25 protein-coding genes and 1 tRNA gene are annotated in these 25782 nt (G+C 69.9%); 16 read left to right on the forward strand and 10 right to left on the reverse strand.

Annotated features, from left to right (window positions below):
- Window positions 1-31: 31 nt before the first annotated feature.
- Both infB and IEX91_RS01175 read right to left on the reverse strand, forming a co-directional pair.
- On the reverse strand, window positions 32-1828 hold the full coding sequence (gene infB / locus IEX91_RS01170; protein ID WP_188876582.1) for a translation initiation factor IF-2: 1797 nt from the start codon (window positions 1826-1828) through the stop codon (window positions 32-34).
- Window positions 1829-1900: 72 nt separating this feature from the next.
- The gene (locus tag IEX91_RS01175; RefSeq protein ID WP_188876584.1) at window positions 1901-2791 is read right to left on the reverse strand and encodes a DMT family transporter; all 891 of its coding nucleotides are present in this window, start codon (window positions 2789-2791) and stop codon (window positions 1901-1903) included.
- 175 nt (window positions 2792-2966) lie between these two features.
- Between IEX91_RS01175 and IEX91_RS01180 the strand changes: the two genes are divergently transcribed.
- The 3 genes from IEX91_RS01180 (at window position 2967) to IEX91_RS01190 (ending at window position 5719) form a co-directional block, all read left to right on the forward strand.
- Window positions 2967-3212, forward strand: coding sequence for a PRC-barrel domain-containing protein (locus tag IEX91_RS01180; protein ID WP_188876586.1), 246 nt, complete (start codon window positions 2967-2969; stop codon window positions 3210-3212).
- Window positions 3212-3670: an NOB1 family endonuclease gene (locus tag IEX91_RS01185; protein WP_188876589.1), complete on the forward strand. Its 459-nt coding sequence runs from the start codon at window positions 3212-3214 to the stop codon at window positions 3668-3670. Before IEX91_RS01180 ends, IEX91_RS01185 begins: the two co-directional genes overlap by 1 nt.
- 177 nt (window positions 3671-3847) lie before the next feature.
- Window positions 3848-5719, forward strand: a complete 1872-nt coding sequence (locus tag IEX91_RS01190; RefSeq protein WP_188876591.1) for a CocE/NonD family hydrolase — start codon at window positions 3848-3850, stop codon at window positions 5717-5719.
- A gap of 1 nt (window position 5720) precedes the next feature.
- Here the strand turns inward: IEX91_RS01190 and IEX91_RS01195 are convergent, their stop codons facing one another.
- The gene (locus tag IEX91_RS01195; protein ID WP_188876593.1) at window positions 5721-6452 is read right to left on the reverse strand and encodes a CPBP family intramembrane glutamic endopeptidase; all 732 of its coding nucleotides are present in this window, start codon (window positions 6450-6452) and stop codon (window positions 5721-5723) included.
- Window positions 6449-7732, reverse strand: coding sequence for a glucose-6-phosphate isomerase (locus IEX91_RS01200; protein ID WP_188876595.1), 1284 nt, complete (start codon window positions 7730-7732; stop codon window positions 6449-6451). Before IEX91_RS01200 ends, IEX91_RS01195 begins: the two co-directional genes overlap by 4 nt.
- Window positions 7733-7833: 101 nt before the next feature.
- Here IEX91_RS01200 and IEX91_RS01205 point away from each other — a divergent pair, with 101 nt between their 5' ends.
- The 4 genes from IEX91_RS01205 (at window position 7834) to IEX91_RS01220 (ending at window position 11502) form a co-directional block, all read left to right on the forward strand.
- The gene (locus IEX91_RS01205) at window positions 7834-8304 is read left to right on the forward strand and encodes a DUF5812 family protein (RefSeq protein WP_188876597.1); all 471 of its coding nucleotides are present in this window, start codon (window positions 7834-7836) and stop codon (window positions 8302-8304) included.
- A gap of 44 nt (window positions 8305-8348) precedes the next feature.
- On the forward strand, window positions 8349-8960 hold the full coding sequence (locus IEX91_RS01210; RefSeq protein WP_188876599.1) for a metal-dependent hydrolase: 612 nt from the start codon (window positions 8349-8351) through the stop codon (window positions 8958-8960).
- Between the two features lie 76 nt (window positions 8961-9036).
- Window positions 9037-9912, forward strand: coding sequence for a protein translocase subunit SecF (gene secF / locus IEX91_RS01215; protein ID WP_188876601.1), 876 nt, complete (start codon window positions 9037-9039; stop codon window positions 9910-9912).
- A complete protein-coding gene (locus IEX91_RS01220; protein WP_188876603.1) occupies window positions 9913-11502 on the forward strand; it encodes a preprotein translocase subunit SecD in 1590 nt (529 codons plus the stop codon). It abuts the gene before it with no gap.
- 100 nt (window positions 11503-11602) lie between these two features.
- Here IEX91_RS01220 and nucS read toward each other — a convergent pair whose 3' ends face one another.
- The 3 genes from nucS to IEX91_RS01235 are packed head-to-tail and all read right to left on the reverse strand — an operon-like array spanning window position 11603 to window position 14359.
- The gene (gene nucS / locus IEX91_RS01225; RefSeq protein ID WP_188876605.1) at window positions 11603-12382 is read right to left on the reverse strand and encodes an endonuclease NucS; all 780 of its coding nucleotides are present in this window, start codon (window positions 12380-12382) and stop codon (window positions 11603-11605) included.
- Between the two features lie 34 nt (window positions 12383-12416).
- Window positions 12417-13055, reverse strand: coding sequence for a ribonuclease HII (gene rnhB, locus IEX91_RS01230; protein ID WP_188876607.1), 639 nt, complete (start codon window positions 13053-13055; stop codon window positions 12417-12419).
- On the reverse strand, window positions 13052-14359 hold the full coding sequence (locus IEX91_RS01235) for a tRNA pseudouridine(54/55) synthase Pus10 (RefSeq protein ID WP_188876609.1): 1308 nt from the start codon (window positions 14357-14359) through the stop codon (window positions 13052-13054). Before IEX91_RS01235 ends, rnhB begins: the two co-directional genes overlap by 4 nt.
- Before the next feature lie 96 nt (window positions 14360-14455).
- On the opposite strand from IEX91_RS01235, the gene IEX91_RS01240 reads away from it, so the two are divergent.
- From IEX91_RS01240 to IEX91_RS01255, 4 genes are all read left to right on the forward strand, one after another.
- On the forward strand, window positions 14456-15430 hold the full coding sequence (locus IEX91_RS01240; protein WP_188876611.1) for a DUF7544 domain-containing protein: 975 nt from the start codon (window positions 14456-14458) through the stop codon (window positions 15428-15430).
- A gap of 45 nt (window positions 15431-15475) precedes the next feature.
- Complete coding sequence (gene trmY, locus IEX91_RS01245; protein ID WP_188876613.1) at window positions 15476-16072, forward strand: tRNA (pseudouridine(54)-N(1))-methyltransferase TrmY; 597 nt, start codon at window positions 15476-15478, stop codon at window positions 16070-16072.
- A 50-nt stretch (window positions 16073-16122) separates the two neighbouring features.
- Window positions 16123-16195: transfer RNA gene (locus IEX91_RS01250), tRNA-Pro, on the forward strand.
- A 403-nt stretch (window positions 16196-16598) separates the two neighbouring features.
- Window positions 16599-17969: an Eco57I restriction-modification methylase domain-containing protein gene (locus IEX91_RS01255; RefSeq protein WP_188876615.1), complete on the forward strand. Its 1371-nt coding sequence runs from the start codon at window positions 16599-16601 to the stop codon at window positions 17967-17969.
- A 1-nt stretch (window position 17970) separates the two neighbouring features.
- On the opposite strand, the gene IEX91_RS01260 is transcribed toward IEX91_RS01255, so the two are convergent.
- Window positions 17971-18714 (reverse strand): PaeR7I family type II restriction endonuclease, encoded by a 744-nt coding sequence (locus IEX91_RS01260; RefSeq protein ID WP_188876617.1) that lies wholly within the window; start codon window positions 18712-18714, stop codon window positions 17971-17973.
- Window positions 18715-19082: 368 nt separating this feature from the next.
- Here IEX91_RS01260 and IEX91_RS01265 point away from each other — a divergent pair, with 368 nt between their 5' ends.
- Window positions 19083-19829: a hypothetical protein gene (locus IEX91_RS01265; RefSeq protein WP_229772754.1), complete on the forward strand. Its 747-nt coding sequence runs from the start codon at window positions 19083-19085 to the stop codon at window positions 19827-19829.
- A gap of 10 nt (window positions 19830-19839) precedes the next feature.
- Here IEX91_RS01265 and IEX91_RS01270 read toward each other — a convergent pair whose 3' ends face one another.
- Complete coding sequence (locus IEX91_RS01270) at window positions 19840-20052, reverse strand: hypothetical protein (RefSeq protein WP_188876620.1); 213 nt, start codon at window positions 20050-20052, stop codon at window positions 19840-19842.
- 115 nt (window positions 20053-20167) lie between these two features.
- Between IEX91_RS01270 and IEX91_RS01275 the strand changes: the two genes are divergently transcribed.
- The 4 genes from IEX91_RS01275 (at window position 20168) to IEX91_RS01290 (ending at window position 24610) form a co-directional block, all read left to right on the forward strand.
- Window positions 20168-20749, forward strand: coding sequence for an NUDIX hydrolase (locus tag IEX91_RS01275; protein ID WP_188876622.1), 582 nt, complete (start codon window positions 20168-20170; stop codon window positions 20747-20749).
- 113 nt (window positions 20750-20862) lie between these two features.
- Window positions 20863-22356: a tRNA guanosine(15) transglycosylase TgtA gene (gene tgtA, locus IEX91_RS01280; protein WP_188876624.1), complete on the forward strand. Its 1494-nt coding sequence runs from the start codon at window positions 20863-20865 to the stop codon at window positions 22354-22356.
- A 147-nt stretch (window positions 22357-22503) separates the two neighbouring features.
- Window positions 22504-24264, forward strand: a complete 1761-nt coding sequence (gene arcS / locus IEX91_RS01285; RefSeq protein WP_188876626.1) for an archaeosine synthase subunit alpha — start codon at window positions 22504-22506, stop codon at window positions 24262-24264.
- Window positions 24265-24268: 4 nt separating this feature from the next.
- Window positions 24269-24610, forward strand: a complete 342-nt coding sequence (locus IEX91_RS01290) for a hypothetical protein (RefSeq protein ID WP_188876628.1) — start codon at window positions 24269-24271, stop codon at window positions 24608-24610.
- Here IEX91_RS01290 and IEX91_RS01295 read toward each other — a convergent pair.
- Window positions 24607-25782 carry a cation:proton antiporter gene (locus IEX91_RS01295; protein WP_188876630.1) on the reverse strand — a complete coding sequence of 392 codons (1176 nt, stop codon included), beginning with the start codon at window positions 25780-25782 and terminating at the stop codon, window positions 24607-24609. The genes IEX91_RS01290 and IEX91_RS01295 overlap by 4 nt on opposite strands.

A 25782-nucleotide genomic window follows, 5' to 3' on the forward strand; every position in this document is an offset into this window, starting at 1 on the left:
TTCGAAAACGTTACGGCGGCTGTCCGGTCACTTACTTCCCCCAGAAGGGGTCGCGTTTGCGCTGCGTTTCGAGGTACTGGTGGAGCGCTTCGCGTTCGTCCGCCGGAATCTCCTCTAAGAGCTCCTGTTCGAGGACCTTCGCGTGCTTCTCGGGGAGGTCGACCCAGAGCTCGTCGCCCTCGTCGATGCCGCGGCCGACGGTGGGGCCGTCGATGCTGACGGCGACCTCGTTGCCGGCGCGGACCTCGTCGACGTCCTCGCCCTGGTCTTGGATGCCCTTCACGACGCCGACGCGCTCGATCTCGTTGCCGTCGAAGTAGCCCACGGGCGTGTTGCGCTTGAGGGTGCCCGAGAGGACTTCGACGCCGACGACGGCTGGGTCGGACTGACGAAAGACGTGATCCGAGAGAATACGGAAGCGCGCGGGGCGCATCACGTTCTCGAAGACGGCCTCCTTCTGCCGGCGTTCGATGTCCTCGACGAACGCCTCGTACTCCTCGACGAGCTGGTAGATGACGTCGCTGCGGAACACCTCGACGTCGTCCTGTTCGGCGCGGTCGGCGGCGTCGCCGAGCGTGTCGACGTTGAAGCCGAGGATGGCGCGGTACTCCTCCTCCTCGACGGTGGTCGCCATCGCCACGTCGCGCGGGGCGATGTCGCCGACCTCGGCGCGCATGATCGGGATCTCGGCCTCCTCCAGGGCGTTCGCCATCGCCTCTAAGCTCCCGAGGGTGTCGGCCTTCACGACGACGCCCTCCTCGCCGGTGTCGACGGCGACTTCGGCGAGCTCCGCTTGGACCTCCGCGATGACGTCGTCGAGGTCGCGCCCGCGGACGGCGCGGATCGGCGCGCCCGCGATGGCGTCGTCGAGGTCCGGGGCGGCGATCTTCACGCCGGCGGCGGCCGCGATCTCGTCCACCTTCTCGAAGCGGCTCTCCGTGCGGATCTCCGCGAGCGGCCGGGGTTTGAGGAGCGCCCGGACGTCCGTGACGATGGGTCCGTTGACCCCGCCGACGACGACCGTGTCGTCAGCCCGAACGGTGCCGTCGTAGAGGATGACGTCGAGCGTCGTCCCGAAGCCCTGTTCGTCCTTGACTTCGAGGACGGTCCCGGCGCCCGGCCCCCGCACGTCGATCTCCATGTCCTCTTTCATGTAGCGCTGAGCGAGGCCCATGAGGACGGTGAGCAGGTCCGGGATGCCCTCGCCGGTCATCGCCGAGACGGGCACGACGCCGACGTTCGAGCGGAAGTCCTGGACGCGCCAGTAGAAGTCGGAGGTGAACCCGGCGTCGGAGAGCTCGCCGATGATCTCGTAGAGCTTCTCGTTGAACTGCTGTTCGACGCGGTCGCTCTGGGCGTCGAGGGTCTGTTGGATCGGGGCGTCCTCGTGGACCTGCCAGCCCGGGATCGTGTCGACCTTGTTCGCGGCGACGACGAACGGCGTCTGCGAGTCCGCGAGGATCTTGATCGCTTCTTCCGTTTGGGGTTGGAACCCGTCGTTCACGTCGACGACGAGGATGGCGATGTCCGCGAGCGCGCCGCCGCGCGAGCGCAGCGTGGTGAACGAGTGGTGGCCCGGCGTGTCGATGAAGAGCAGTCCGGGGAGGTCGAACTCCGTGGGGTCGACCAGGCTGCCCGCGACCTCGCTCACGACGTCGAGCGGGACGGCGGTCGCGCCGATGTGCTGCGTGATGGCGCCCGCCTCCCCCTCGATGACGGTGGACCCTCGAATCTTGTCCAGCAGGCTGGTCTTCCCGTGATCGACGTGCCCGAGAACGGCGACGATGGGGGTTCTGAGTCCCCCGTGCTGTTGTGTATCTCCCGACATTGAAACCCACGCCAGAACGGCTGTTATCCGAAATCAGCAGATAGGGACAGGTAAATCCCCCGATCGGTCCCGTCACCCGCGCACGACGAGTGCGGCCCCGGCGACGACGAGGACCGCCGCGACGCCGAGTCGCGGCGTCACGCGCTCCTCGCGCTGGAGGAAGAGCGCCGCGCCCGCGACGACGAACAGCGTGCTGACGCCGAGCAGGGGCGTGACGACGGCGACGGGCGCCCGATCGAGCGCCGCGTAGTACGCCCCGAGGTACCCGGTGTTGGCGACGCTCGCCGCGAGAAGCCACCGGTTCGCGCGCGGTCGCCACGCGGCTCCATCGCGCCACCGCCGCCACGCGACGTACGACACGTAGCCGAGCGACGCGGCGACGACGCGCACGGTGAGGCCGACGAGCGGCGTCGTCCCGGTCGCCAGCCCCAGTTTGGTGAAGATCGGATCGACGCCGAGGAAGAGCGCGGCAGCGAGCGGATAGGCGAGAGCCGCCCGGAGTCGGCGGCCGGACGCGGTCGTCGCCGTCGCCCGCGAGTCGACGGCGACGACCGCGCCGCCGAGGACGAGGAGCGCGACGCCCGCGGCGAGCGTGAGCGTGAGCGACTCGCCGAGCGCGACCACCGCGACGCCGGCGGCGAAGACCGGAAAGAGCGCCTTCAGCGGTTCGGCGCGGCTGGCGCCGAGGCGTGCGATCCCGGTGAAGTAACAGAAGCGCGCGACGAGCGAGCCGAGGAGGCCGGCGACGGCGAACGCCGCGACGGCGCCCGGGGTGAGTCGGTAGTCCGGGTACGCGACGACGCCCGCGACGGGGACGAGGACGAGGAGGTTGACGCCGAACATCGCCGCGACGACGTCCGTGACGCGGTGCGTCTTCGTGCCGAGCCGGACCGCGAGGCTCTGGACGGCGAGGCAGAGCGCGCCCAGCACCGCGAACGCGGCGCCGATGAGGGTGTCGGACATCCGGGCGGACGTCCGTAGTGGCGGTGCTTAACGCTCGTGGACGAGGACGCCCGCGCGGTAGTCGGCGTCGTCCCGGCGTCGATGCGAGACGCCGCGCGCCGGTCCGGTGTCCCCGGCACGCGACGGACGCGCCGGTGTGGAGGTTTTAAGACGAACCCCGGCGACAGACACGGGTATGGCCGACATCCTCGCTGAGAACCTCTCCGGGAAGGCAGTCATGGGATCGGACGGGACCGAACTCGGGATGCTGTACAACATCACGATGAACCTCAAGAGCGGGGCGCTCGCGGACCTGCTCGTCGAGCAGACGGAGGAGACGAACCAGATCGACCTCGACTTCCCGACGGACGACCACGGGCGCTATCGAATCCCCGTCGGACGCGTGCAGGCGGTCAAGGACTACATCGTCATCGATCGCTAGTGCACGTCCTCGATTCGTCGGCGTTCATCGACGAGTACGACGTCGACGGCCCGGCGGCGACCGTGCCGGGCGTCCGCGAGGAACTGAAGGACGCCGCGAGCTACCGGCTCACCGCCCTCGAAGGGTCGGGCATGCGCGTGCACGTCCCCGACGCGGCCGCCGTCCGGCGCGTCGAGGACGCCGCGACGCGCACCGGCGACGCGGACGTCCTCTCCGAGACGGACGTCCGCGTCCTCGCCGCGGCCCTCGAACTCGACGCCGTCCTCGTCACGGACGACTACGCGATGCAGAACGTCGCCGGCGCGTTGGACCTCACCGTCGAGGGCGTCTCCAAGGACGGGATCACCGAACGCCGCGACTGGAACTTCCAGTGTCAGGGCTGCGGCCGCGAGTTCGACGAGGATCGCGAGCGCTGTCCCGTCTGTGGCTCCGACCTCGCTCGGAAGAACCCGAACTGACCTCTCCACTGTTGACGCGCCCGTTCTCCCGCGCTCGTCTCGACGGCGCTCACCGTTACCGCGGACCCCCGTCCGCGTCGTCACGCTCCCCCTCACACCGCATTGCGCCGTCGCGCGACCGGTGCCGCGACACGTCGCGGGCGAACACTTATCACGGTAGGATAACCCAAATAGTTCATGACAGATAGGCTGTCGATGGATCGTCGACGGTTCCTCCAGTTCCTCGGCGTCGGTGCCGGAGCGGCCGCGGTCGGTGGGACGGCGTTCGGCAACGTGTTGACCGGCGGTGCGGCGGCCGCGTCCGACCGCCCCGAGCCGCGCGAGAGCGTCATGGTCGAGATGCGCGATGGCGTCCGGCTGGCGACCGACGTCTATCGGCCGAGCGGCGACGGCTCGTATCCGACACTCGTTTACCGGACCCCCTACGGGAAGGACGCCTCGGCCCCGGTCACCGGCATCCAGCCCGCCGTCGAACGTGGCTTCGCGGTCGTCGTACAGGACGTTCGGGGCCGTTTCGCCTCCGAGGGGGGCGCGGACTGGGAACCCGTTTTCGAGGAGGGACCGGATGGCTACGACACGATCGAGTGGGCGGCCGCCCAACCGTGGAGTACGGGCTCCGTCGGGATGCTCGGACTCTCCTACATGGGGATGACGACGTGGCTCGCGGCCGTCGAAGACCCGCCGTCGCTGGAGGCAATCCTCCCCCAGATCCCCTCGTGGTACGACTACGACCAACTCGGCTACCAGTCCGGCGGCCTCCTCGAAATGGGGAACCTCCTCTCGTGGCTGGCGACGAACTCCGCGGACACCGTGGCTCGACTCGACGTCTCCGCCGCGGAGAAGGAGTCCCTCCGGAACGGCCTCGACGACCTCGTGGCAAACGTCCATGAGGAGGGGTACGAACAGCTACCGCTCACTGACATCCCCCAGATAAACGACGTCGTCCCGTTCTGGAAGCGCTACCTCCACCACTACACGAAGGACGAGTACTGGAACCGCGTGAGCATCCCCCAGCAGATCGGCTCCGTTTCCGTCCCGATCCTGCACGTCGGCGGCTGGTACGACGCGTTCAAGGGCGGGATGAGCGATGTCTACGACGCCATCGAGTCCGAGGCGGACGAGGATGTCCGCGAGAACCACCACATGATCATGGGGCCGTGGACGCACCTCACGTACGGGACGGACACGACGGCCATCGGCGGACACGAGTTCGGCGAGGGGAGTTCCTCGCAGGCGGCCGTCGCCGGCCTCGCGCTCGACTGGTTCGACCACTGGCTCACCGACTCGACGAGCGAGCGCGTCGCGTCGCTCCCGAAGGTGCGCTACTTCCAGATGGGCGAGAACGAGTGGCACGAGGCCGACGAGTGGCCCCCGTCGCCCACCCGCACCGACCTCTACCTCAACAGCGGGGGCGACGCGGGCGCGAGCGCCGACGACGGGACGCTCGAACGGGACATGCCCCTCGAACGCCAGCCTGCCGACGCGTACACCTACGACCCCCGCGATCCCGTGCCGACGAAGGGCGGGACTGCCGTCCTCCTGCAGGCGGACTCGCCGGGGATCAGCGACCAGTCCGAGGTCGAGGGGCGCTCGGACGTCCTCGTCTACAGCACGCCGGCCCTCGACGGCCCGGTCTCCGTCGCCGGCCGGAGCGAGTTGACGCTGTTCGTCTCCAGCTCCGCGCCCGACACGGACTTCACGGCGAAACTCGTTGACGTCCATCCGGACGGCACGGCACTAAACGTCGCCGAGGGCGGCGTACGGACGCGCTTTCGCGACTCGCTCGCCGAGCCCGAACTCATGGAGCCCGGGTCGGTGCAGGAGCTCTCGATCCGCATCCGCCACACGGCCCACACCTTCGACGCGGGCCACCGTATCCGGCTGGACGTCACGAGCAGTAACTTCCCGCGCTTCGACCGGAACCCGAACACGGGCGTGGTGCCGGCGACGGCGAACGAGAGCGACCTCACGACGGCGGACCAGCGTGTCTACCACGACGAGGATCGCCCCTCGCGGATCGCGCTCCCGGTGACCGAGGGGACACTCTGAGTCAGAGCGCGGTGACGAACAGCGCGCCGAACTGGATCGCGTCGTAGCCGCTGTGGGCGAGCGCGGCCGCGACGACGCTGTCGGTGCGCTCGTAGACGACGCCCAACACGAGCGCGACGCAGCAGAGCCGAGCCAGCGTGACACAGAGCGCGAGCGCACTCGCCCCGGGCGTCGCGTACGCGGGGAGGTGGACGAGCGTGAAGACGACGCTGGCGAGGACGATCGCGCCGCGCCGCGAGAAGGCCCCGTAGAGGCGCTTCTGGACGACGTTTCGCATCAACAGCTCCTCGCCCGGTCCGACGAACAGCAGCGAGACGGGGACGAGGAGGAGTCCGAGCCACGGCGTCTCGCGGATCGCGGTGACCGTTCCGTGCGTCGCGTTCTCGATCCCGAGCGCGCCCGCGAGGACGCCGGTCGCGGCGAGGACGGCGAACATGGCGAGGAGGCCGCCGCCGGCCCAGAGCGCGTCGCGCCGGTCGAAGCGGACGTCGAAGTACGTCAGGGGCCGACGCGTGACGACGACGTAGCCGAGCGCGGTGAACGCGAGCGCGAGCGCGAACCCGGACTGCGCGACGGCGAGTCTGAGTGCCGTCGGCGGGGAGAACGCGCCCAGTATCGACGTCACGACGAGTTGGACGAGCGTCCCCGCGAGCAGTCCCGTCACGGCGAGGGCGACGACGACGCAGAGCGCGCCGAAGCGCGCGCGCCGCGCGTCCGAGGCGGTGGCGCTCACTCGCGGGTGACGCGGAGGCTCGTCGTCTCGTCGAGCGGGTCCCCGCCGCGCAGCAGGTCGCGGGCGACCTCCTTGCCCCACTCGACCGCCGGCTGGGTGAACGTCTCGACGCCGTAGAGCTCACCGGCGAGGACGGTCGCGGCCTCCATCCCGTAGAGGAGTCCGCCGATAGCGGCGGCGTCGACGCGCTCGATCTCCACGCGGACGTTCGGGAGGCCGACGTCGGCGAGGCTGGCCTCCGTCGCCTCGAACTCAGCGTCGCGGAGCTCGCCGAGCGACGCGCCGTCGAGGTAGTCGAGGCCCTCCAGCTCCGCGTCCGGAATATCGACGTCGGGGCCGTCGCGCGCGTGAACGAACGTGACCAGCTTGTCGTTCGGGCCGGCGCGATAGAGTTGGAGCTGGCTGTGCTGGTCGGTCGCGCCGAGCGCTCTCACCGGCGTCTGCCCGAGTCCGGCCTTCCCGAGGCTCTCGGCGCTCAGTTGAGCGTACCACTCGGCGTACGTTTCGAGGGACTCGTGGTAGGGCATCACGACGTTCGCGCTCGCGCCGCGCGCGTTTAGGGCGTACGTGATCGCGCCGTAGGCGTACGCGGGCGTCTCGTAGAGCGACCCGCTGAGGGACTCGCGCTCGGCGCGTGCGCCGGTGACGACGGACTCGACGTCGACGCCGAGGATCGCGGCGGACGCGAGGCCGACCGTGGAGAGCGCGGAGAAGCGCCCGGGGACCCCGTCCGGGACGGGGAGTACGGGGAGGTCGTGCTCGTCGGCGAGGTCGCGGAGGTTTCCGGACTCGCCGGTCGTGACGAGGGTGTGCTCGGTCCAGTCGACTCCCCGGTCCTCGTAGACCTCGCGGACGACGAGGAAGTTCGCCAGCGTCTCCGCCGTCGTGCCGGAGCGCGAGACGACGTTCAGCGCGGTCGATTCGAGATCGAGGTCGGCGAGGAGCGCCGACGTCTGCGCCGGATCCACGTTGTCGAGGTAGTACGCGTCGCCGTCCGTTTCGAGGGCGTCGGTGAGCGTCGCCGCGCCGAGCGCGCTCCCTCCGATACCGATCGTGAGCACGGTCTCGGCGTCGGTGAGCGGCGCGACGGCATCGCGGATCGCGGCCGTGTCGACTCGTTCCGGGAGGTTCAGGGCGGCGTACCCGAACTCGTCATCGGCCATGCCGCGGTCGATCCGCTCGTGCGCCTCGGCGACGCGTCCGTCCAGTCGGTCGAGGGAGTCCCGGGGGACCCCGGGCCCGGCGACCGCGTCGAGCGCGTTGCCGATGTCGATGTCCATACGCGCACACGGCGCGCCGCCGCCAAGAGGGTTGTCCATCGGTGGCGTGCGCCGCTGTCGCGCGGCGAAACCCGGAAAAGGCCGAGTACGCTAACGGCCGTATGAGCGAACAGGAGAAGTCGAGCACGTACCTCGTGACGCACGCCGAGGACGCGTCGGCGATGCTCACCGACGTCCACGGCGGGCAGGTCCACACCCTCTCGGACAACCCCGGCGTCGAAGCCGGCGAGGTCGTGGAGGCGACCGTCTCGCCCGATCCGCCGATGGAGGTGACGTACTCGCTCGTCGAGGTGGCCGAGCGCTACACCGTCGAGGTCTTCGCCAGCGAGGAAGCGCCCACCCAGCAGGCCCGCGACATGGCCGAGGGGCTCCCCGAGGGCGACCTCGCCACCACGGAGCGCGCGGGCGACGGGGAGATCCACGTCCTCGCCGTCCCCGAGGCGGACACCGAGGACGCCGTCGCGGACGTCGTCGACGATCAGTCCACCGTCGAACGCGCGGCCCGCGTCGGCGCGAGACGCGTCGAGGTCCGCTCCGAACCCGGTCTGATCAACGTCCGTTACCTCCCCTGAACGGCGACGCGCTTTTGTTCTGACCTCCCGTAAGCGACACCGTCATGATGGCGACGACGCACGCGCTCGCGGGGCTCCTCGTCGGAGCGACCGCCAGCGCGCTCACGGGCGACGCCGCGCCGCTCGTCCTCGCCGCCGGCGCGTTCGGCGGGCTCTTCCCCGATCTCGACCTCTACGCCGGCCACCGGAAGACGCTTCACTTCCCGGTTTACGGGTCGCTCGCGGCGCTACTCGGGGTCGGCGCGTACGCCCTCCTCGGGACCACGCTCGCGCTCGCCGCCGCGGTCTTCCTGCTCGCGGCGGCGCTCCACGCCGCCAGCGACGCCCTCGGCGGTGGCCTCGAACTCCGGCCGTGGGAGGGGACGAGCGAGCGGGCGGTGTACGATCACTACCGGGGGCGCTGGTGGCGCCCGCGGCGGCTGATCCGCTACGACGGCGCGCCCGAAGACGCCCTAGTCGGCCTCGTTCTCGCGGTGCCGGGCTACCTCGTCACGGCGGGGACGTTCCGCTCGCTCGTCGTCGCCGCTGCCGTCGTCTCCGTCGGGTACGCGGCGGCCCGCAAGCCGATGGTGGCGCTCGCGGAACGGCTCGTCGCGGCGACCCCCGACGAGATCATCGAGCACGTCCCCGATCGCTTCGTCGGCGACATGCGGTGATCCTTGGGGAGAACCGGGGCGCGGCCGACGGCATAAGCGAAGCCTTATCCCAAACGCCGCCGCTACTCGAACGCATATGCCCTCGTTCGACGTTCCGGAGGTGGACTTCACCCGGTACTCGAACCGGCAGCTCGCGGGCGTGCCGCTCGCCGTGCTCGCCCTCGCGTTGCTGGTGCTCGCCGCGTGGTACGTCCTCAACGGTACGCCGGTCTCGCTCGGCCTCGAGTTCACGGGCGGGACGGAACTCACGATCCACGCCACGTCCGCACAGGCGGCCTCGCAGGACGCGGTCCGTCAGGCGTTCTCGACGCCGGCCTCCGCGGTTCGGTCGATCCCCTCGCGCCCCGACACCTACGTCGCGACGTTCAGCTCCGGGGCCGACGCGAGCGCGCTCCAGAGCCAGGCGCGCTCGGCGGGCTACGAGGTCGTCTCCACGACCAGCACGTCCGCGACCTTCGGCGCGCAGTCCCAGCGCTTCGCCCTCCTCGGCCTGCTCGGCTCCTTCGTCGGAATGGCGATCATCGTCTTCGTCCTCTTCCGGACGGCCGTCCCGAGCGGCGCCGTCGTCCTCTCCGCCTTCGGCGACATCGCCATCCCCGTCGCGCTGATGAACGTCTTCGGAATCGAGCTCTCGCTCGGCACCGTCGCCGCGCTCCTGATGCTCATCGGGTATTCGGTCGACTCCGACATCCTCCTCACTAACCACGTCCTCAGGCGTTCGGGGAGCTTCTACGAGAGCGTCGATCGGGCGATGAAGACCGGTGTGACGATGACCGTCACCTCGCTCGTGGCGATGGCCGTCATGGCCGTCGTCGCCTACGCCTTCGGAATCGAGCTCCTCACGAGCATCGGGCTCGTGCTCGTCTTCGGTCTCGCCACCGACCTCATGAACACGTACATGCTCAACCTCAGCCTGCTTCGATGGTACAAGTTCGAGGGGGTGAGCCGGTAGATGGTCGACATCCGCTCGAACTGGCGAGTCGTCCTCCTCGTCGTCCTCGTCGTCGGGAGCCTCGGCGCGCTCTTCGTCCCCGGCGCCGGCCCCGTCGTCGGGAGCGCTCCCGCGGACAACGCGACCGCGGGCGGCGGCCCGACGAACCTCCAGTACGGCCTCCAGCTCTCCGGTGGGACGCGCGTCCGCGCGCCCGTCGTCGGTCTCACCGCCGAGAACGTCACGCTCCCGAGCGACGCGAGCGAGCGCTCGACGATCGCCACGACGATCGCCGACGACCTCGATAACGTCTCGTCGGCCGACGTCCGTCTCCGCCTCGCCGACAGCAACACCAGCGCGGACACCGTCGAGGTGTTCGCCAACGTCACGCCCACGCAGTTCCGCGGCGCGCTCGACGCCGCCGGCCTCGATGCCGACTCCGCCACGGTCCGTCAGGGCGTCACCGCCGCCACGCGCGACGAGATCGTCGAGACGCTCTCCAACAAGGTGAACTCCCTCGGCTTCTCCGGGGCCCAGGTCTCCGTGCAGTCCACCGTCGGCGGCGACGCCCACTACGTCGTCGTCGAGGTACCGAACGCCGACCTCTCCGAGGTCCGCGACCTCGTGAACAGCCGCGGGCAGGTCGCCGTCCTCGCCTACCACCCGGTGAACGCGAGCGCGCAGACGAACGACACCGTCCTCACGAACGACGACATCCGGCGCGTCAGCGACGCGCGGATGCAAGAGGGCACCTTCGGCTCGGTGCCGGTCGTCCCGATCACCCTCACCGAGGAGGGCGGGGCGTCGTTCGCCGAGGCGATGCAGCGCTACGGCTACACCAGCAGCGCCGGCATCAGTAACTGCCAGTATCCGAACGGCACGCCCGGCGACGAGTACTGCCTGATCACGACCCGCGACAGCGAGGTCGTCGGGACGTACGGGATGGGCGAGACGCTCGCCAGCTCCATCGAGCGCGGCGACTTCCAGACGACGAACTCCTTCGTCCTCCAGACGAACTCGATGAGCGAAGCCCGTCAGATCGCCATCGACCTCCGCGCCGGCGCGCTCCCCGCGTCGCTCGATATCGAGAGCGGTGACGTCTACCAGATCGACGCGTCGCTCGCCGAGCGCTTCAAGCCCCTCAGCTTCCTCACGGGGCTCATCGCCGCGCTCGCCGTCAGCCTCGTCGTCTACCTCCGCTACGGGCGCGCGAAGATCGCCGTCCCGATGCTCGTCACGGCGCTGAGCGAGGTCGTCATCCTCCTCGGCTTCAGTTCGCTCGCCGGCCTCTCGTTGAACCTCTCGCACATCGCGGGGTTCATCGCGGTGATCGGGACGGGGGTGGACGACCTCGTCATCATCGCTGACGAGGTCACGACGGAGGCCGTCTCCTCCGATCGCGTCTTCCAGAGCCGCTTCCGCAAGGCCTTCTGGATCATCGGCGGCGCGGCCGCGACGACCATCGTCGCCATGAGCCCGCTCGCCGTCCTCTCGCTCGGTGACCTCCGCGGGTTCGCCATCGTCACCATCCTCGGCGTCCTCGTGGGCGTGCTGCTCACGCGGCCCGCCTACGGCGACATCCTGCGCTACCTGCTCACCGACGACAACTGACGAACCGACCCGCGCCGAGCCACCCGCGTCGAACCGACTCGCACGCCATTCTCGCTTTCCGTTCTCGACTTTCGCTCTCTCTTCCCTTCTCGCCGCCCCGCTACTCGAAGTCCGCGAGCGACGCGTTCGCTCCCTCGGCCTCCGTCTCGAAGTCGGGGAACGCGACGAACTCCAAGCCGGCGTCGCGGCACGCGCGCTTCACGCGTTCGGACGCCGAGGGCGCGACGAGCAGTCCGCGGACCGAGCGCGCCGTCCCGTCGACGCCGTCCTCGTCGCCCGCGAAGACGTTCACGTACCGCTTGAGCTGATCGAAGTGCGTCAGCGTCGCCTGCACGCGCTTCACCTCGACGACGACGGGCGTCCCCTCGGCGTCCTTCGCGTAGAAGTCGAGGAAGCCGTACTTCGTCTCCCGCTCGTGCTCGACGATCCGCAGTCCCGCCTCCAGCTCCTCGGGGTTCGCCGCGATGTACTCGTGCATCTCCGCTTCGGTGCCCGACTCCTCGTAGGCGACCCCGTCCTCCGCGTCGAAGCGCGTCAGCCCGTAGGTCTCGCGGACGCGCACCTCGACGCGCTCGCGGGGGTCCGTCCGCCGCGCGACGATCACCGGGTCGCCCGAGGCCTCCCCGACCGACGCCGTGACGGTGCCACCGCTCGGCATCCAGTTTACGGGCTTGTGGTTCGTTGGCTTGTGGACGAGGAAGGTGCCGTCGGGCTTGGCGACGAGCAGGCGATCGCCCGGCCCGAGGTAGCCGCTCGTCCGGCCGTCGTACTCGACCTCACAGCGCACCTCGGCGGTGACGATCGCGCCCTCGTGGAGCGCCTCGCCGACGACGCTCGCCACCGTCTCGGCTTCCGGCGACGGATACCGTTCGGCTGTCATTCACCGCGAGGGACGCGGTCCACGCGTAAAACCGTTAAAAGTCGTCGAGCGCGGACTGCGACGCGGCCGCGAGCACGTCGTCGCACGTGCGCCACGACTCGCGCGCGGGATCGGGCAGCGTTCCGTGCTCGCTGACGTGCTCGCGGAGGAACGCCATAGTGCGCTCGTCGCCCGGATAGCCGCTCCCGACGTCGCCGTACTCCTCGGCGAGCGCGGCGACGTGGTCGTCACGTGCGACCTTTGCGACGACGCTCGCCGCGCCGACGATCTCGTGGGCGTCGTCCGCCCCGTGCTCCGCGACGACGTCGACGTCACCGTCGAGACGCGACGCCACGCGTCGTCCGAAGCGCGCGGCGTCCACGTCACCGCCGTCTACGACGCCCGCGAGTCCGTCGTAGTCGACGGCCGCGAGCGCTCGCGCGTGTGCCGCCACGGTGAGCGTGTTCATGTCCGTCTCGGGGGCGTCGATCTCCTCGACCGTGACCTCGGCGACCCCGACGTCGGCGACGTCGCGGATCGCGGCGTCGAGCTCGTCGCGGCGCGCGGGCGAGAGGCGCTTCGAGTCCCGTACCCCCGCGGGGAGGTCGGCGGGGTCGCAGACGACCGCCGCCGCGAACATCGAGCCGAGGACGGGGCCCTTGCCGGCCTCGTCGACGCCGAAACGCCGCGTCATCGCTCCGCGGGCGCCTCCCGGAAGTAGTCCGGGTCCTCGAAGGACTCCGCCTCGCCCTCGACGGCGAGCACGTCGAGCTCCGTCACGTGACACGGGGTCCCGAGCAGGCCGGCGAGCGATGGCGTCGTCCAGCCCTCGTCGCTGGAGACGAGCTCCTTGATGTAGAGCCCGCCCTCGCCGTGGATCTCGACCGTCGCGTGGGTCTCGTCCTCAAGCTCGCCCGAGACCGCGTACGCTTCGCGGACGCGGGTCTTCGCCGCGCGCCGGTGCGAGACGCGCTTGGGCGTGTCCTGCTCGATCGTCGCGCCGTCGAGTTCCGCGAGCGCCGCCTCGAACTCCGTTTCGTCGACCGGTTCGTCGAACGCGACGCGCGCACGGTACGTCTTCGAGGCGTCGAGTTCCTTCACGCGCTCGACCATGTCGTACGCCGCGAGGCGCAACCCCTCGACTTCGACTTTCTCCGTGGACTCGTTGATCTCGGCTTCCAGCGCGTCGACGTCCGGGAAGCGATCGCGGGGGTGTTTCACCTCGACGACGAACGGCCGGCCCGTCCCGAGCATCTTCGCGTCGATGTCCTCGCGCCCCGCGCCGTGGAACGACGAGTCGTCGCCCTCCATCGCGCGCAGGATCGGCGGCGAGACGAGCTGTTCGACCGACTCCTCGTACATGTACCCCGTGCCGTCGCAGTGGATGCAGGGCTCGCCGCCGCGTCGCCCCGTCCCGTTGCACTCCCGACACGGCCACTCGGTCTGCGGGATCTCCCGCGAGCGCTTCCGGTAGCGCCCGTAGACGAACGCCGGGTTCACCTGCGCGTCCACGGACTCGTCGTCGATGTCCAGGACGAAGAGGACGTCCGGTCGTTCGAAGTCGACGTCCGTTCCGGTCAGCTCGCCGACGCGCTTGCCGACCTCGCGGTTGAACTCGGACTTGAACGGCTCGCCGCCCTCCGTGAGGCCGGCGCTCTCGCGCAACAGCGCCTCGTTCTCCTCGACGAGCGGCGGGGCGCGCGTTCCCACCTGGTAGGTGGCGAAATCGACGTCGCTCTCCCCGTCACCGCTGAGGGCCGCGACGGCGCGTTCCGCCCACTCGTCGAACGTCGCGCAGAGGCCCTCGCAGACCCAGCAGTCGTCGGTCGCGACGTCCTCGTGTGGTTCGTCGTCGTCGAGCTCGACGCTCACCCGCAGGGCCGCGCCCCGCTCGGCGTTCGTCAGCCCGAAACTCCGATCGGCGAACTGCCGGCCGAGACAGGCGTCGCAGACCGGGCCGTTCTCGACGACGGCCCGCGCGTCCTCAAGGAGGCTCATACCGCCGTCTCGTCGCGCGCAGGGACGAAGCCTTCGGTTTCGCCGGACGCGCGACGCAGAACAACAGCTAACTCCCCCGCCGCCGACTAGCCGGATGTGTCCCTCCACGCAGTCGACGACATCGACGACGCGATCTCCGTCACGATCGCCTTCTGCCGCGGCCTCGCGCCGCGGGAGTGGCTGAAACTCGCCCTGATCGCCCTGCTCTCCGGCGGCACCGCCGGGGCGTCCTCGTTCACCGGCTCGTTCGACTTCGGCGGGTCCGGACCGACCGGCGGGCCCGAGCCCGGGATGATGCCGGGCGGCCTCCCCGCGGTCGACGCCGCCACGATCGTCGCAGCGGTCGCCGGCCTCGTCGTCCTCGCGCTCCTCCTCGGCGCCGTCTCCGCGACGTTCCAGTTCGTCTTCGTCGACGCGCTCGTCGAACGCGACGTCAGCGTCCGCCGACCGTTCGGCGCCCACTGGCGTGACGGCGTCCGCGTCCTCGCCTTCGAAGTCGCGATCGGCCTCGTCGTCCTCCTCGCGTTCGCGCTCGCCCTCGGTCCGCTGCTCGTCGGTCTCCCCGTCGGCGCCCTCTTCCTCCTCCTGCTCCCCGTCGCCGGCCTCGTCGCGCTCCTCGCGTCCGTCGTCACGGGCTTCACCCGCGCGTTCGTCGTCCCGATCATGTACCACGGCGACGTCGGCGTCCTCGCCGCGTGGCGCCGCCTCCTCGGCGTCGTCCGCGCGAGCCTGAGCGAGTACGGCGTCTTCGTCGTCCTGAACTTCGTCCTCTCGCTCGCCGGCGGGATGCTCGTCGGCATCGGCGTGGCCATCGCCGCGGTCGTCGTCGCGATCCCGTTCGGCCTCGCCTTCGGTCTCCCGTTGGCCCTCGCCGGCGCGAGCGGTGCGCTCGCGTGGACGTGGCTCGCCGTCGGGCTCCTGCTCGGCGGCCTCACGTTCCTCCTCGCCGTCGGTCTCGTCACCGCCCCCGTACAGGCCGCGCTGCGCTACTACGCCCTCCTCCTGCTCGGCGATACCGCCCCCGAGCTGGCGCTCGTCGCCGACCAGCGCCGCGCCGCGCGCGAGGACTGACCCGCACTCCGCGGGATTCAAGCCCACAGCGCCGCCAGACTCCACATGCGCCACTTCGTCGTCCACGGTCACGACGCCCCCACGACGGCCGACTTCGACCTCTCCGATCTCGCCGGCGGCGCGGGCCGCCTCGACGTCCTCTGCCGCTGCGTCGGCGCGGGGCTCTTCCTCTCGCACGGCGTCCGCGAGGACGTCCGCGTCAGCCTCGTCCTCGCCGACGAACTCACCGTCCGCTTCGAGGGGAGCGAGATCCGCTATCTCAACCCTGACGAGCGCAACATCGCGGGCATGGTTCGCAAGGCGATCGGAGCGACGGACCGAGCCATCGGCCACCGCGAGGCCGAACCGTCGCCGGGCGTCTACGTCTCGAAGCGCGGGTTCGCGCCGACCGTCGAAGCCGCCGCCCGCGGCGGCACCGTCGTCCAACTCCACGAGGACGGCCGCCCGCTCGCCGACGTCGAACCCCCGGAGACCCCCGTGTTCGTCCTCTCCGATCACCGCGATTTCACCGACGCGGAGGCGTCGCTCCTCGCCGACGCGAGTGACGAACGCGTCCGCGTCGGTCCCGCGGTCCTCCACGCCGACCACACCATCGCGGTCGCGCACAACTACCTCGACACCCGGGGCTACACGCGTTACTGACCCCGCCCTTTCGGAAGCGTTAAAGGCGACGCACGCTTTCGAGGAACTGCGGGCCGGTGGGGTAGCTTGGTATCCTTCGGCCTTCGGGTGGCCGTAACCGCGATTCGAATTCGCGCCGGCCCACTTCTCCCGCAACCGCTCGGTTTCGTAGTTAATTGCGAGATACATCCGGTTTCGGAACTTCTCAGCTGTATCTGCGACGTTGATTCGAATTCAAGTAACAACCACATTCCGCCTTCCAGTGGTTCGTGAATCCAACGCGTGCAGAAGCGTCATCGCTCCCCTCCGAGCGACCACCCTCCCCTCCTTTTGTAGCTGTCGCGTCTGGGACGGAATCCTTCAACGGGTACTTCCCGACCGGTCTCACGGACAGTACGGACTACACGACCAAGACGAGTTCGTAGAGCGATCGGAGAGTGGGGAAGCGAGTAGGGTATAGATGAGACCGAGCTGAAATCCTATCCCTCGTATCGCTCGAGTATTATATATGTTTAAGTATTATTGGCGGGTCAGTCTGGGTCAAGAGATGAAAGGTCACGTCCCGACCCCGCCGGAACTCGCTGACGAGATGGTCGCCGAACTGTTCGCCGAGCATCCGCCCGCCGATGGTGACCGAATCCTCTTCCCAGGCACGGGGAAGGGCCGGTTCGTTGCCGCGGTGGAGCGGTACTGCGCGGAGAATGACTACCCCTTCCCGGAGGGCGCGGCCGTCGACCTCGATCCAGGGTTGCTCGCCGAGGCCAGGGAGCAGAACGGAGACACGGCCGTCGAGTTCCGCGAGGAGGACTTCCTCGCAGCCGACTGCGACTACGGCCAGTTCGACTACGTGGTCGGGAATCCGCCCTACGTCCCCATCGAAGGTCTCAGCGAGGAGGAGAAGACGCGGTACAAGCACGAGTTCCGTACCGCCGAGCAGCGGTTCGACCTCTATATGCTGTTCTTCGAGCGCTCGCTCGACCTGCTCGCCGACGGTGGTCGGCTCGTGTTCATCACCCCCGAGAAGTTCGAGTACACCCACACGACCGAGGAACTGCGGCGGTTGATGACGCAGTACCACGTCGAGCGCATCGAACACGTCCCGGAGGACTCGTTCGCCGGGCACGTCACCTACCCGACGATCACGACCATCCACGACCGCGACGGCGAGGAGACGCGCGTCGTCCGCCGAGACGGAACCGTGGACACGGTGGAGTTGCCGCGGGACGGGTCGAGTTGGGCGAGTACGGTTCGCGCCGGCGACACCGACGCCTACGACTACGACACCGGCGTCACGCTCGGCGACGTGACGAAGCGGATCTCGTGCGGACTGGCGACCGGACGCGACTCCCTCTACGTGCAGTCCGAGGAGGAAGTGCCGGAGCAACTCGTCGAGGAGGGGTGGACGTACCATACGACCTCGGGCAAGCAGCTCTCCGTGAACGACGGGCCGGACTCCGGGGACGTCATCATCTGCCCGTACGACGGACACGGGAACCTCGTCGCCGAGGACGAGCTTGGGGCGTTCGGCGACTGGGCGGAGCTGCACCGTGAGGAGTTGGAGAGCCGGTCGTGCGTTGAGAAGGGGAAGGTGTGGTACTCGTGGCACGAAAATCCGCCGATGGCGGACATCTACGGGGTGGAGAAGATCCTCGCCAAGGACGTGTGCGATCCACCCGAATTCTACGCCGAGCGCGACGGGAACGTCATCCCGCGTCACTCGGTCTACTACATCATCCCCGAGAACCCCGACGACCTCGATGCGCTCCTCGAGTACCTGAACAGCCCCAAGGCGCGTGCGTGGCTGGAGGCGAACGCGCAGAAGGCGCACAACGACTACTACCGGATGCAGTCGAAGCTCCTGAAGAAGCTGCCCGTCCCGGAGGAGATCGGCGAGACGAAGCAGACGACGCTCGTCTGAATCAGTCGTCGACGTCGAGCTTAGTCTGCTTGTTGTCGATCTGCGTCTCGACGTGGGCGACGAGATCGTCGAGGAACCGCTGGAACGAGAGGTCGGGGTTCGGTTCATCGTAGCCGCCGTCGAGTCCTTCGCCCTCGCCCGATGTGAGGAAGGCCGTCGAGTCCACGACGCCCTGCCGCACCAGCCGCTCGCAGAGCAGCCTAGCGCGGTCGATGTAGGACGCGTCCCGGTACTCGTCGTCGATGTCGAGGTTCGGCTCGCGCACCCTGACGGAGCTGCTGGAGTCCTCGTTGTCCGCCATAAGGATCAGGTAGCCTACCCACGGCGGTTTCGGCTGCTCGATGACGCCGTTCTCGTACGCCTCGTGAATGTCGATGTTGTTGCCGACGGCTTCCTCGACGCGGTTGTTGAGGTTGTTGCCGAACGAGCTGGCGATGGACTTGAGTTCGATCGCAGCGAGTACCTCACCCTCGTGGACGACGGCGATGTCCCACCGCTTCGTCGCGCGGAAGTACCCCGGTAGGGTGGCGTCGTGGTCGTGGAGGACGTCGTCTCGCGGGAGACCGGCCTCAACAAGTGCGTCCTCGATGAGGCCGGCGAACCCGTCCATCTGTGCGCCACCGAGTACCTGTGCCCGGCGACCACGTGCCGTGTTGTCCGAGTCGCGCTGATCGTCTGCTTGGTCAGAGAGGGTCTCCCAGTACCATTCGACGGCGTCGGAGACCTCATTCCCAATATCTGCCATATTACCACCCACCAGTCAGGCTGCCTAAAACCATTGGTGGAAGCCGTTCCTCGTCGGGGACATCACCAACTCGTCGTGGAAGCGCGCCCGCCCGGCAAGCCGGGCGGGCACGACCCGCGAAAGGGCCGTAACCCCGTCGCCGCGGGCGAAGAGAGCGGCGGAAGGCGCGGGTTCCCGGAACTTTGTTCCGGGGTTCCTCGACGCGATTCGAGTTCGCGCCGGCCCACTACCCTCGTAACCCTCTTCGGGTCTCTCTGACGCGTAGCCGTCGCTCTACGCGGTAGTCGGAACGACGGCGCTCGTACGATGTCGCCCGGTCACTCCGAGAGAGCGGGGGACGTATCCCCGTCCGCCTCTTTCCGTCGCTTATGACGGACACTGCGCCTACGACGGACACTGAGGGCGTCACGGTTCCGGTCCCGACGGCCGACGCCACCGTGGCGGAGCGCGATCGCGTCGTCGCGCGCGTCCGTGAGCACGCCGGTCGTCTCGCGCGCGAACTCGCCCGCCTCCAGGGGGGCGACTACGGTCGCCGGACCTTCCGCGTCGACGGCGGCGAGTGGACCCTGAAGTACGAGGCGGGCGACCTCGATTTCCTGCGCTTCGAGGGCCGCTCCGGCCTCGACGTCTACGTCGTCTCGCAGAAGACCGACCCGGACGCCGCCGACCTCGCGACGGCGATGGACCACTACGAGGCGTTCGCCGAGGCGTTCGACGCGCACGTCGACTCGCTGCGCGGCGTCCTCGACGGCGTCCCCGAGACGTTCCCCGACGTCGCCACGACGGGCGAAGTGGCGGCCGAGCGCGATCGGATCGTCTCGCGGATGCGCGACGCCGCCGACCGGATGGCGGCCGAACTCCACCGCGTCGAATCGACCGAATACGGGACGTTCGGCACCACGGTCGCGGGGACGCGCTGGGAGCTCAAACGCGAAGCCGATCGGGCCAGTTACGTCCGTGCGGGCGGCGAGGGCGGCGTCTACCTCGTCTCGCAGTACGCACCGCCGTCGCCGGGTGACGTCCGCACGTACGCGCCCGAGTTCCGCGGCTTCGTCGAGGCGTTCAACGAGGAGCTGGCGGAGCTCGGCGACGCCTTGGACGGCGTCGAACTCTGACGTCTCGCGCTCAGTCGATGTAGCCGAGGCGTTCGAGGCGCTCGACGACGTCGGAGTCGAGATCGGCGTCTTCGAGCGCGTCGCGGCCGGCGGCGTCGCGCTCTTCGAGGATAGTGAGGAGTTGGAGCGACGTCCGGAGTTTGTAGTGGACGTCCGGGTCGTCGGTCTCTTCGAGGAGCGATTCGAGTATCGTCCGAATCGTCTCGATCGGGTCGTCGGTCATACCACCGTAGCATGGCGTAATCGTGATAAACCATTCCGATCGTCCCGGACGATGAGAACCCGATCGGCCGCGCGGAACCGAAACGGCGAGGGGGCGCGGGGCCGATCCGTCCACCATGCCCGACGACACCGGCGGCGAGGACGACGCCGACGCACGCGACGACATCGCGTGGGAGACGACGGACAGCGACGTCGCGTACACCTGCCCCGGGTTCGACATCGTCCGCGACGAGGTCGTCCTCCCGGACGGCACCGAGAGCGACTACGACTACCTCGACGACGACCCGGCGGTCGTCGTCCTCCCGTTCACGCCCGAGGGCGACGTGGTCGTCATCGAGGAGTGGCGACAGGCGGTCAAACGCGTCAGTCGCGGGCTCCCGGCGGGGAGCGTCGAGGCCGACGACGTCGACCTCGCGGCCGCGGCGCGCCGCGAGCTCGAAGAGGAGACGGGGTACGAGGCCGACGCCCTCCGCGCGCTGACGACGATCGAGCCCGCGAACGGCATCTCGAACGCCGTCCACCACGTCTTCGTCGCGGAGGGGTGTACGCCGACGGGCGAACGCGATCTCGACTTCAACGAGAGCATCCGCGTCGACGAGACGACGCCCGCGGCGCTGCGCGACGCCGTCCGCGAGGGGACGTGTCGGGACGGCCGCACCGCACTCGCCCTGCTCTACTACGAGGCCTTCGAGGCGTAGCCCGGCGACCCGCGACGGGGACGTGACGCGCCGTCACCCGCACCGACGCGTCCGGACGCGTAACGCCGCCACCGAACGCAACCCTTAGTGACGCCCTCCGCCCATCACCACCAATGAGAGACGTCTTCGAGATCCGCGCGCAGGACGCCGGCGGCCGCGTCGGCGACCTGCACGTCCCGCGGGCCGACGTGACCGTCGAGACGCCCGCGCTCCTCCCCGTCGTCAACCCGAACGTGATCACGGTCGACCCCGCGCGCTTCGACGAGTTCGGCGCGGAGATCCTCATCACGAACTCCTACATCATCAAGCGCGACGACGACCTCGCGGCGCGCGCCCGCGAGGAGGGCCTCCACGACCTGCTGGGCTTCGACGGCGCGATCATGACGGACTCGGGGTCGTTCCAGCTCTCCGAGTACGGCGAGATCGACACCGACACCGAGGAGATCCTCGCGTTCCAGCACGAGATCGGGAGCGACATCGGGACGCCCGTGGACATCCCGACGCCCCCGGACGTCGACCGGGCGCGCGCCGAGGACGAACTGCGCACGACACAAGAGCGCCTCGAACTCGCGGAGGCGGTCGACGTCGGCGACATGCTGGTAAACGCGCCCGTACAGGGCTCGACGTACCCCGATCTCCGCGAGGAGGCCGGAGCGCACGCCTACGCGACGGACCTCGACGTCTTCCCGGTCGGCGCCGCGGTGCCGATGATGAACGACTATCGCTACGACGACGTGGCGCGCGCCGTCGCGGGCGCGAAACGCGGGCTGGGGGCGGACGCGCCCGTCCACCTCTTCGGTGCGGGCCACCCGATGATGTTCGCGCTCGCCGTCGCCCTCGGGTGTGACCTCTTCGACTCCGCGGCGTACGCCCTCTACGCCCGCGACGATCGCTACCTCACCGTCCACGGCACCGAACAGCTCGCGGACCTGCATCACTTCCCGTGCTCGTGTCCGATCTGCACCGAGCACACGCCCGAGGACGTCCGGCGGATGCCCGACGCGGCCCGCGAGGAACTGCTCGCCGAGCACAACCTCCACGTCTCGTTCACCGAGCTCCGCCGGGTGAAGCAAGCGGTCCGCGACGGCGACCTGCTCGAACTCGTGGAGGCCCGCGCGCACGCCCACCCGCGCACCCTCGACGGCTATCGGGCGCTCCTCGATCACGCCGGCCAGTACGAGGCGAGCGACCCCGCGAGCAAGGACGCCTTCTTCTACGCCTCCGCGGAGTCGGCGCGCCGCCCCGAGGTACTGCGCCACCGCGAGCGCCTCGCGCGCCTCTCCCCCGAGGGCCGCGTCCTCCTCACCGAGGGGCCGCGTCACGACGGCTACGACGACTGCTGGCGCGTGACGCCGCCGTTCGGGCCGTACCCGCGCGCGCTCTCCGAGGTCTACCCGCTCACGGCCGAGACGCCGGTGAACATGGACCGCGAGGGGTACGAGGCGGCCGCGAAGGGCGTCGCGCGTCTCGCCGGCGAGCACCCGGACGCCGCGTTCACGCTCGCCCACGAGTCGTGGCCGGCGGACGCCCTCGACTACGTCCCGCCGCGCGTCGAAACGCTCGACCTCGGCGAGGATCTGCTGACCGGGCCCGACGGCGAGGCGTAGCGGCCGAACGGACGCGAACGGGACGAGTCGGCGCGGTCGAACGACCGGCGGAGCCGCAGCGGACCCGGTCGTCGGCGCGGCGCGTCCGGACGCGACGCCAGCGTGCGTAAGGTAAGACCCTTTGTTTCTCGTCCCCGACTCTCGCCAATGACCGATTACTTCGAGGTTCATCGCCGGGACGCGGCCGCCCGCATCGGCGAGCTGCGCCTCGCCGATCCCGTGACGACGCCGTGTCTCGCGGACGACGTCGTGACGGACGCCGGGAGCCTCTGGAACGCCGAGCGCGAGGTGCCCGAGGGCGACGAGTCCCGAGTGACGATCCTCCCGCATCGGGGGTTCCCCCGCGGGACCGCCGAGGAGGTGCAGACGTCCTTCGCGGTCGAGCACCCCGACGTCGACTACCCGAGCGGTGCCGTCGTCTCGCCCGAGACGGCGGCCGATCACGGCGCGGACGTCTACGTCGTCTCGGGCGCACCGGGGTTCGTCGGGCACGCGAGTTCGTTCCGCGACGCCGTGCTCGACGTCCGCGAGGCGACCCCCGACGACACCGCCCTCTACCTCTCCGGGGTGGCGACGCCGTCGAACGTCGCCACGCTCGTCTACGCGGGCGTCGACCTCGTCGACGGCGACCGGGCGGTCGTCCGCGGGACGCAGGGGCGCTACCTCACCACGGAGGGCGAGCACGACCTCGCCGACCTCGACGAACTGCCGTGTGCCTGTCCGACGTGCCAACAGCCGCTCGCCGAGTTCGACCGCGAGGACTGCGCCGCGCACAACGTGAACGCCCTCCAGGCCGAACTCGCGCGCGTCCGCGGGCGCATCCGGCAGGGTCGTCTCCGGGACTACATCGAGGGCCAAGCCCGTCACGAGGCGTGGACGACCGCGGCGTTCCGCGAGCTCGACCAGCAGTGGCGTTACGTCGAGGAGCGCACGCCGATCGAGCGCGACAGCCTCCTCCTCGCGGCGAGCGAGGACGCCCTGCGGCGCGTCGAGATCCAGCGCTTCGCCGAGCGCGTCACCGAACGGTACACGCCCCGCCTCGACGACCACCCCCTCCTCCTCGTGCCCTGCTCGGCGCGCAAACCCTACTCGGACTCGCAGAGCCACCGGCAGTTCCAGGACGCCGCGAGCTATCGGGGGCACGTCGTCTCGATGACCTCACCGATCGGCGTCGTCCCCACCGAACTCGAACTCACGTATCCCGCCCAACACTACGACTCGGTGGTAACGGGTCGGTGGACGGAGAACGAACTCGAGTTCGTGACGTCGGTCCTCGAACGCTACCTCGACCGGACGGACTACCCGCGGATCGTCGCGCACGTCCCGACCGACGGATACCGGGAGATCGTCGAGCGCGCGACCGCGGGGCGCGACGTCCCCGTCGAGTACACGGTCGTCGATCACCCGACGTCGGACGAGTCGCTCGGCGAACTGAACGCCGCCCTCCAAGGGGAGGACCAGATCTGGGTGCAAGAGCGCGAGGCCGCCACCCTCCGCGCGGTCGCGGACTACCAGTTCGGCGACGGCGCGGGCGACGTCCTCTTTCCCGAGGACGACTTCACCCTCCAAGGACGCTACCCCAAACTGCAGGCGCTCGACGGCGACGGCGAGCAGCTGGCGGCGCTCGTCCCGCAGTACGGGACGCTCTCGCTCTCCCTCGCGGGCGCGCGGGCGTGGGACGCGAGCGACGTGCCGACGAAACGCGTCGAGATCGACTCGTTCGTCCCGCGCGGGAACGTCCTCGCGCCGGGCGTGCTCGACGCTGACGCGTCGATCCGGCCGGGCGACGAGGTCGTCGTCGAGGGCCCCGCGGCGTTCGCCGTGGGGCGCGCGACCGTCCACGGGTCGGCGATGGCGGACGCGACGCGCGGCGTCGTCGTCGACGTCCGCCACAGCGAGGAGCGGTGACGCGATGCCGCACCCGATCCCGGCGGCCGCGTGCGAGGGCGCGGACGTCGATCCCGCGACGCTCGACGCGCTCCTCGGGCGCGTCGCGGACTACCTCCGCGGGAAGGAGCGCGCCCTCGAACGGCAGTACGAGCGCGCGATCGGCGCGCGCGACGGCGTGGTGCTGTTCGCGGACGCGGACTTCTGGGCGCGGACGGGCGCGGCGCTGGCGTTCACCGAGGTGGAGACCACGGCGGTCAAACGCGCCCACGAGGCCACTCTCCTGCTCGCGGGCGACCGCGCGGACCGCCTCGGGGAGTTCGAGACGGCCCTCGACGTGCGGACGGCCGTCGTGCTCGGGCGCTAGGCGAGACGCGAGGTGAGGACGCCCTCGCGCGCGATGGCGACCGTCCCGAGGATGCTCATGACGAGCACGTAGCCGACGGCGAACGGCGGGACGGTCTCGCGGATCGCGGGGACGGTGCTCGCCGCCGCCAGGGTCGCGACGATGAGCGAGAACTCCCCGCGCGCGAGTAGGCCGATACCGACGCGCGCCGAGCGTCGGGGGTCGAGGCCGGTGAGCCGCCCGCCCGCGTAGCCGCTCGTTAGCTTGCTCGCGGTCGTGGCGAGCGCGGCGACCGCGACGAGGAGCGCGACGCCCGCGACGACGCGGAGGTCGGTGTCGAGGCCGATGGCGAAGAAGAAGACGGCGGCGAAGACGTCGCGGAGCGACGTTACGAGGTGTTCGATTCGCTCGACGAGATCGGTCGTGCTGAACGCCGTGCCGACGAAGAAGGCGGCGACGGCCTCGCTGACGCCGACGGAGAGCGCGAGCGCGCCGACCGCGACGGCGACGCCGACGACCCGGAGGACGAACAGCTCGTCCGGGCCGACGTCGAAGACGCGCTCGACGTGATCGCTGCCGTAGTAGGCGACGAGGGCGAGGACCGCGAGGAAGCAGAAGGACCCCGCGACGCTCGTCGCCGCCCCCGCGAGCGTACCGCCGCCGACCACGGCGGCGAGCACCGCGAGGTAGACGGCGACGATGATGTCCTCGACGACGAGCGTCCCGAGGATGGTGCGACTCTCCGGGTTCGCCAGCCAGCCGGCGTCCGTCAGCGACTTCGTGACGATGGCGCTGGAGGAGACGAAGACGATCCCGACGACGAACACCGCGCCGAGCGGGCCGAGGCCGAACGCGTACGCGAGCGCGACGCCGACCGCGCCGTTGACGAGGAAGTCGACGCTCCCGAGGAGCGCGAGCTCCCGGCCCTGCGAGAGGAGGTAGCTGACGTCGAACTCTAGTCCGAGGAAGAACAACAGGAGGACGATCCCGATCTCGGCGGCGGTGGTGACGAACTCGCCGTGGGTCACGAGCGCGAGCGAGACGCCCGCGACCTCCGTGGGCACGTACGGGCCGACGACGACGCCCGCGACGATGTACGCGGGAATGACGGACTGGCCGAAGCGGTGCGCGAGCGCGCCGGCGAGCGCGAGCGCGAGGAACGCGATACCGGTCTCGAAGAGGACGTCCGCCAT

It is taken from the genome of Halarchaeum nitratireducens, from assembly GCF_014647155.1.
GTDB classification, from domain to species: domain Archaea; phylum Halobacteriota; class Halobacteria; order Halobacteriales; family Halobacteriaceae; genus Halarchaeum; species Halarchaeum nitratireducens.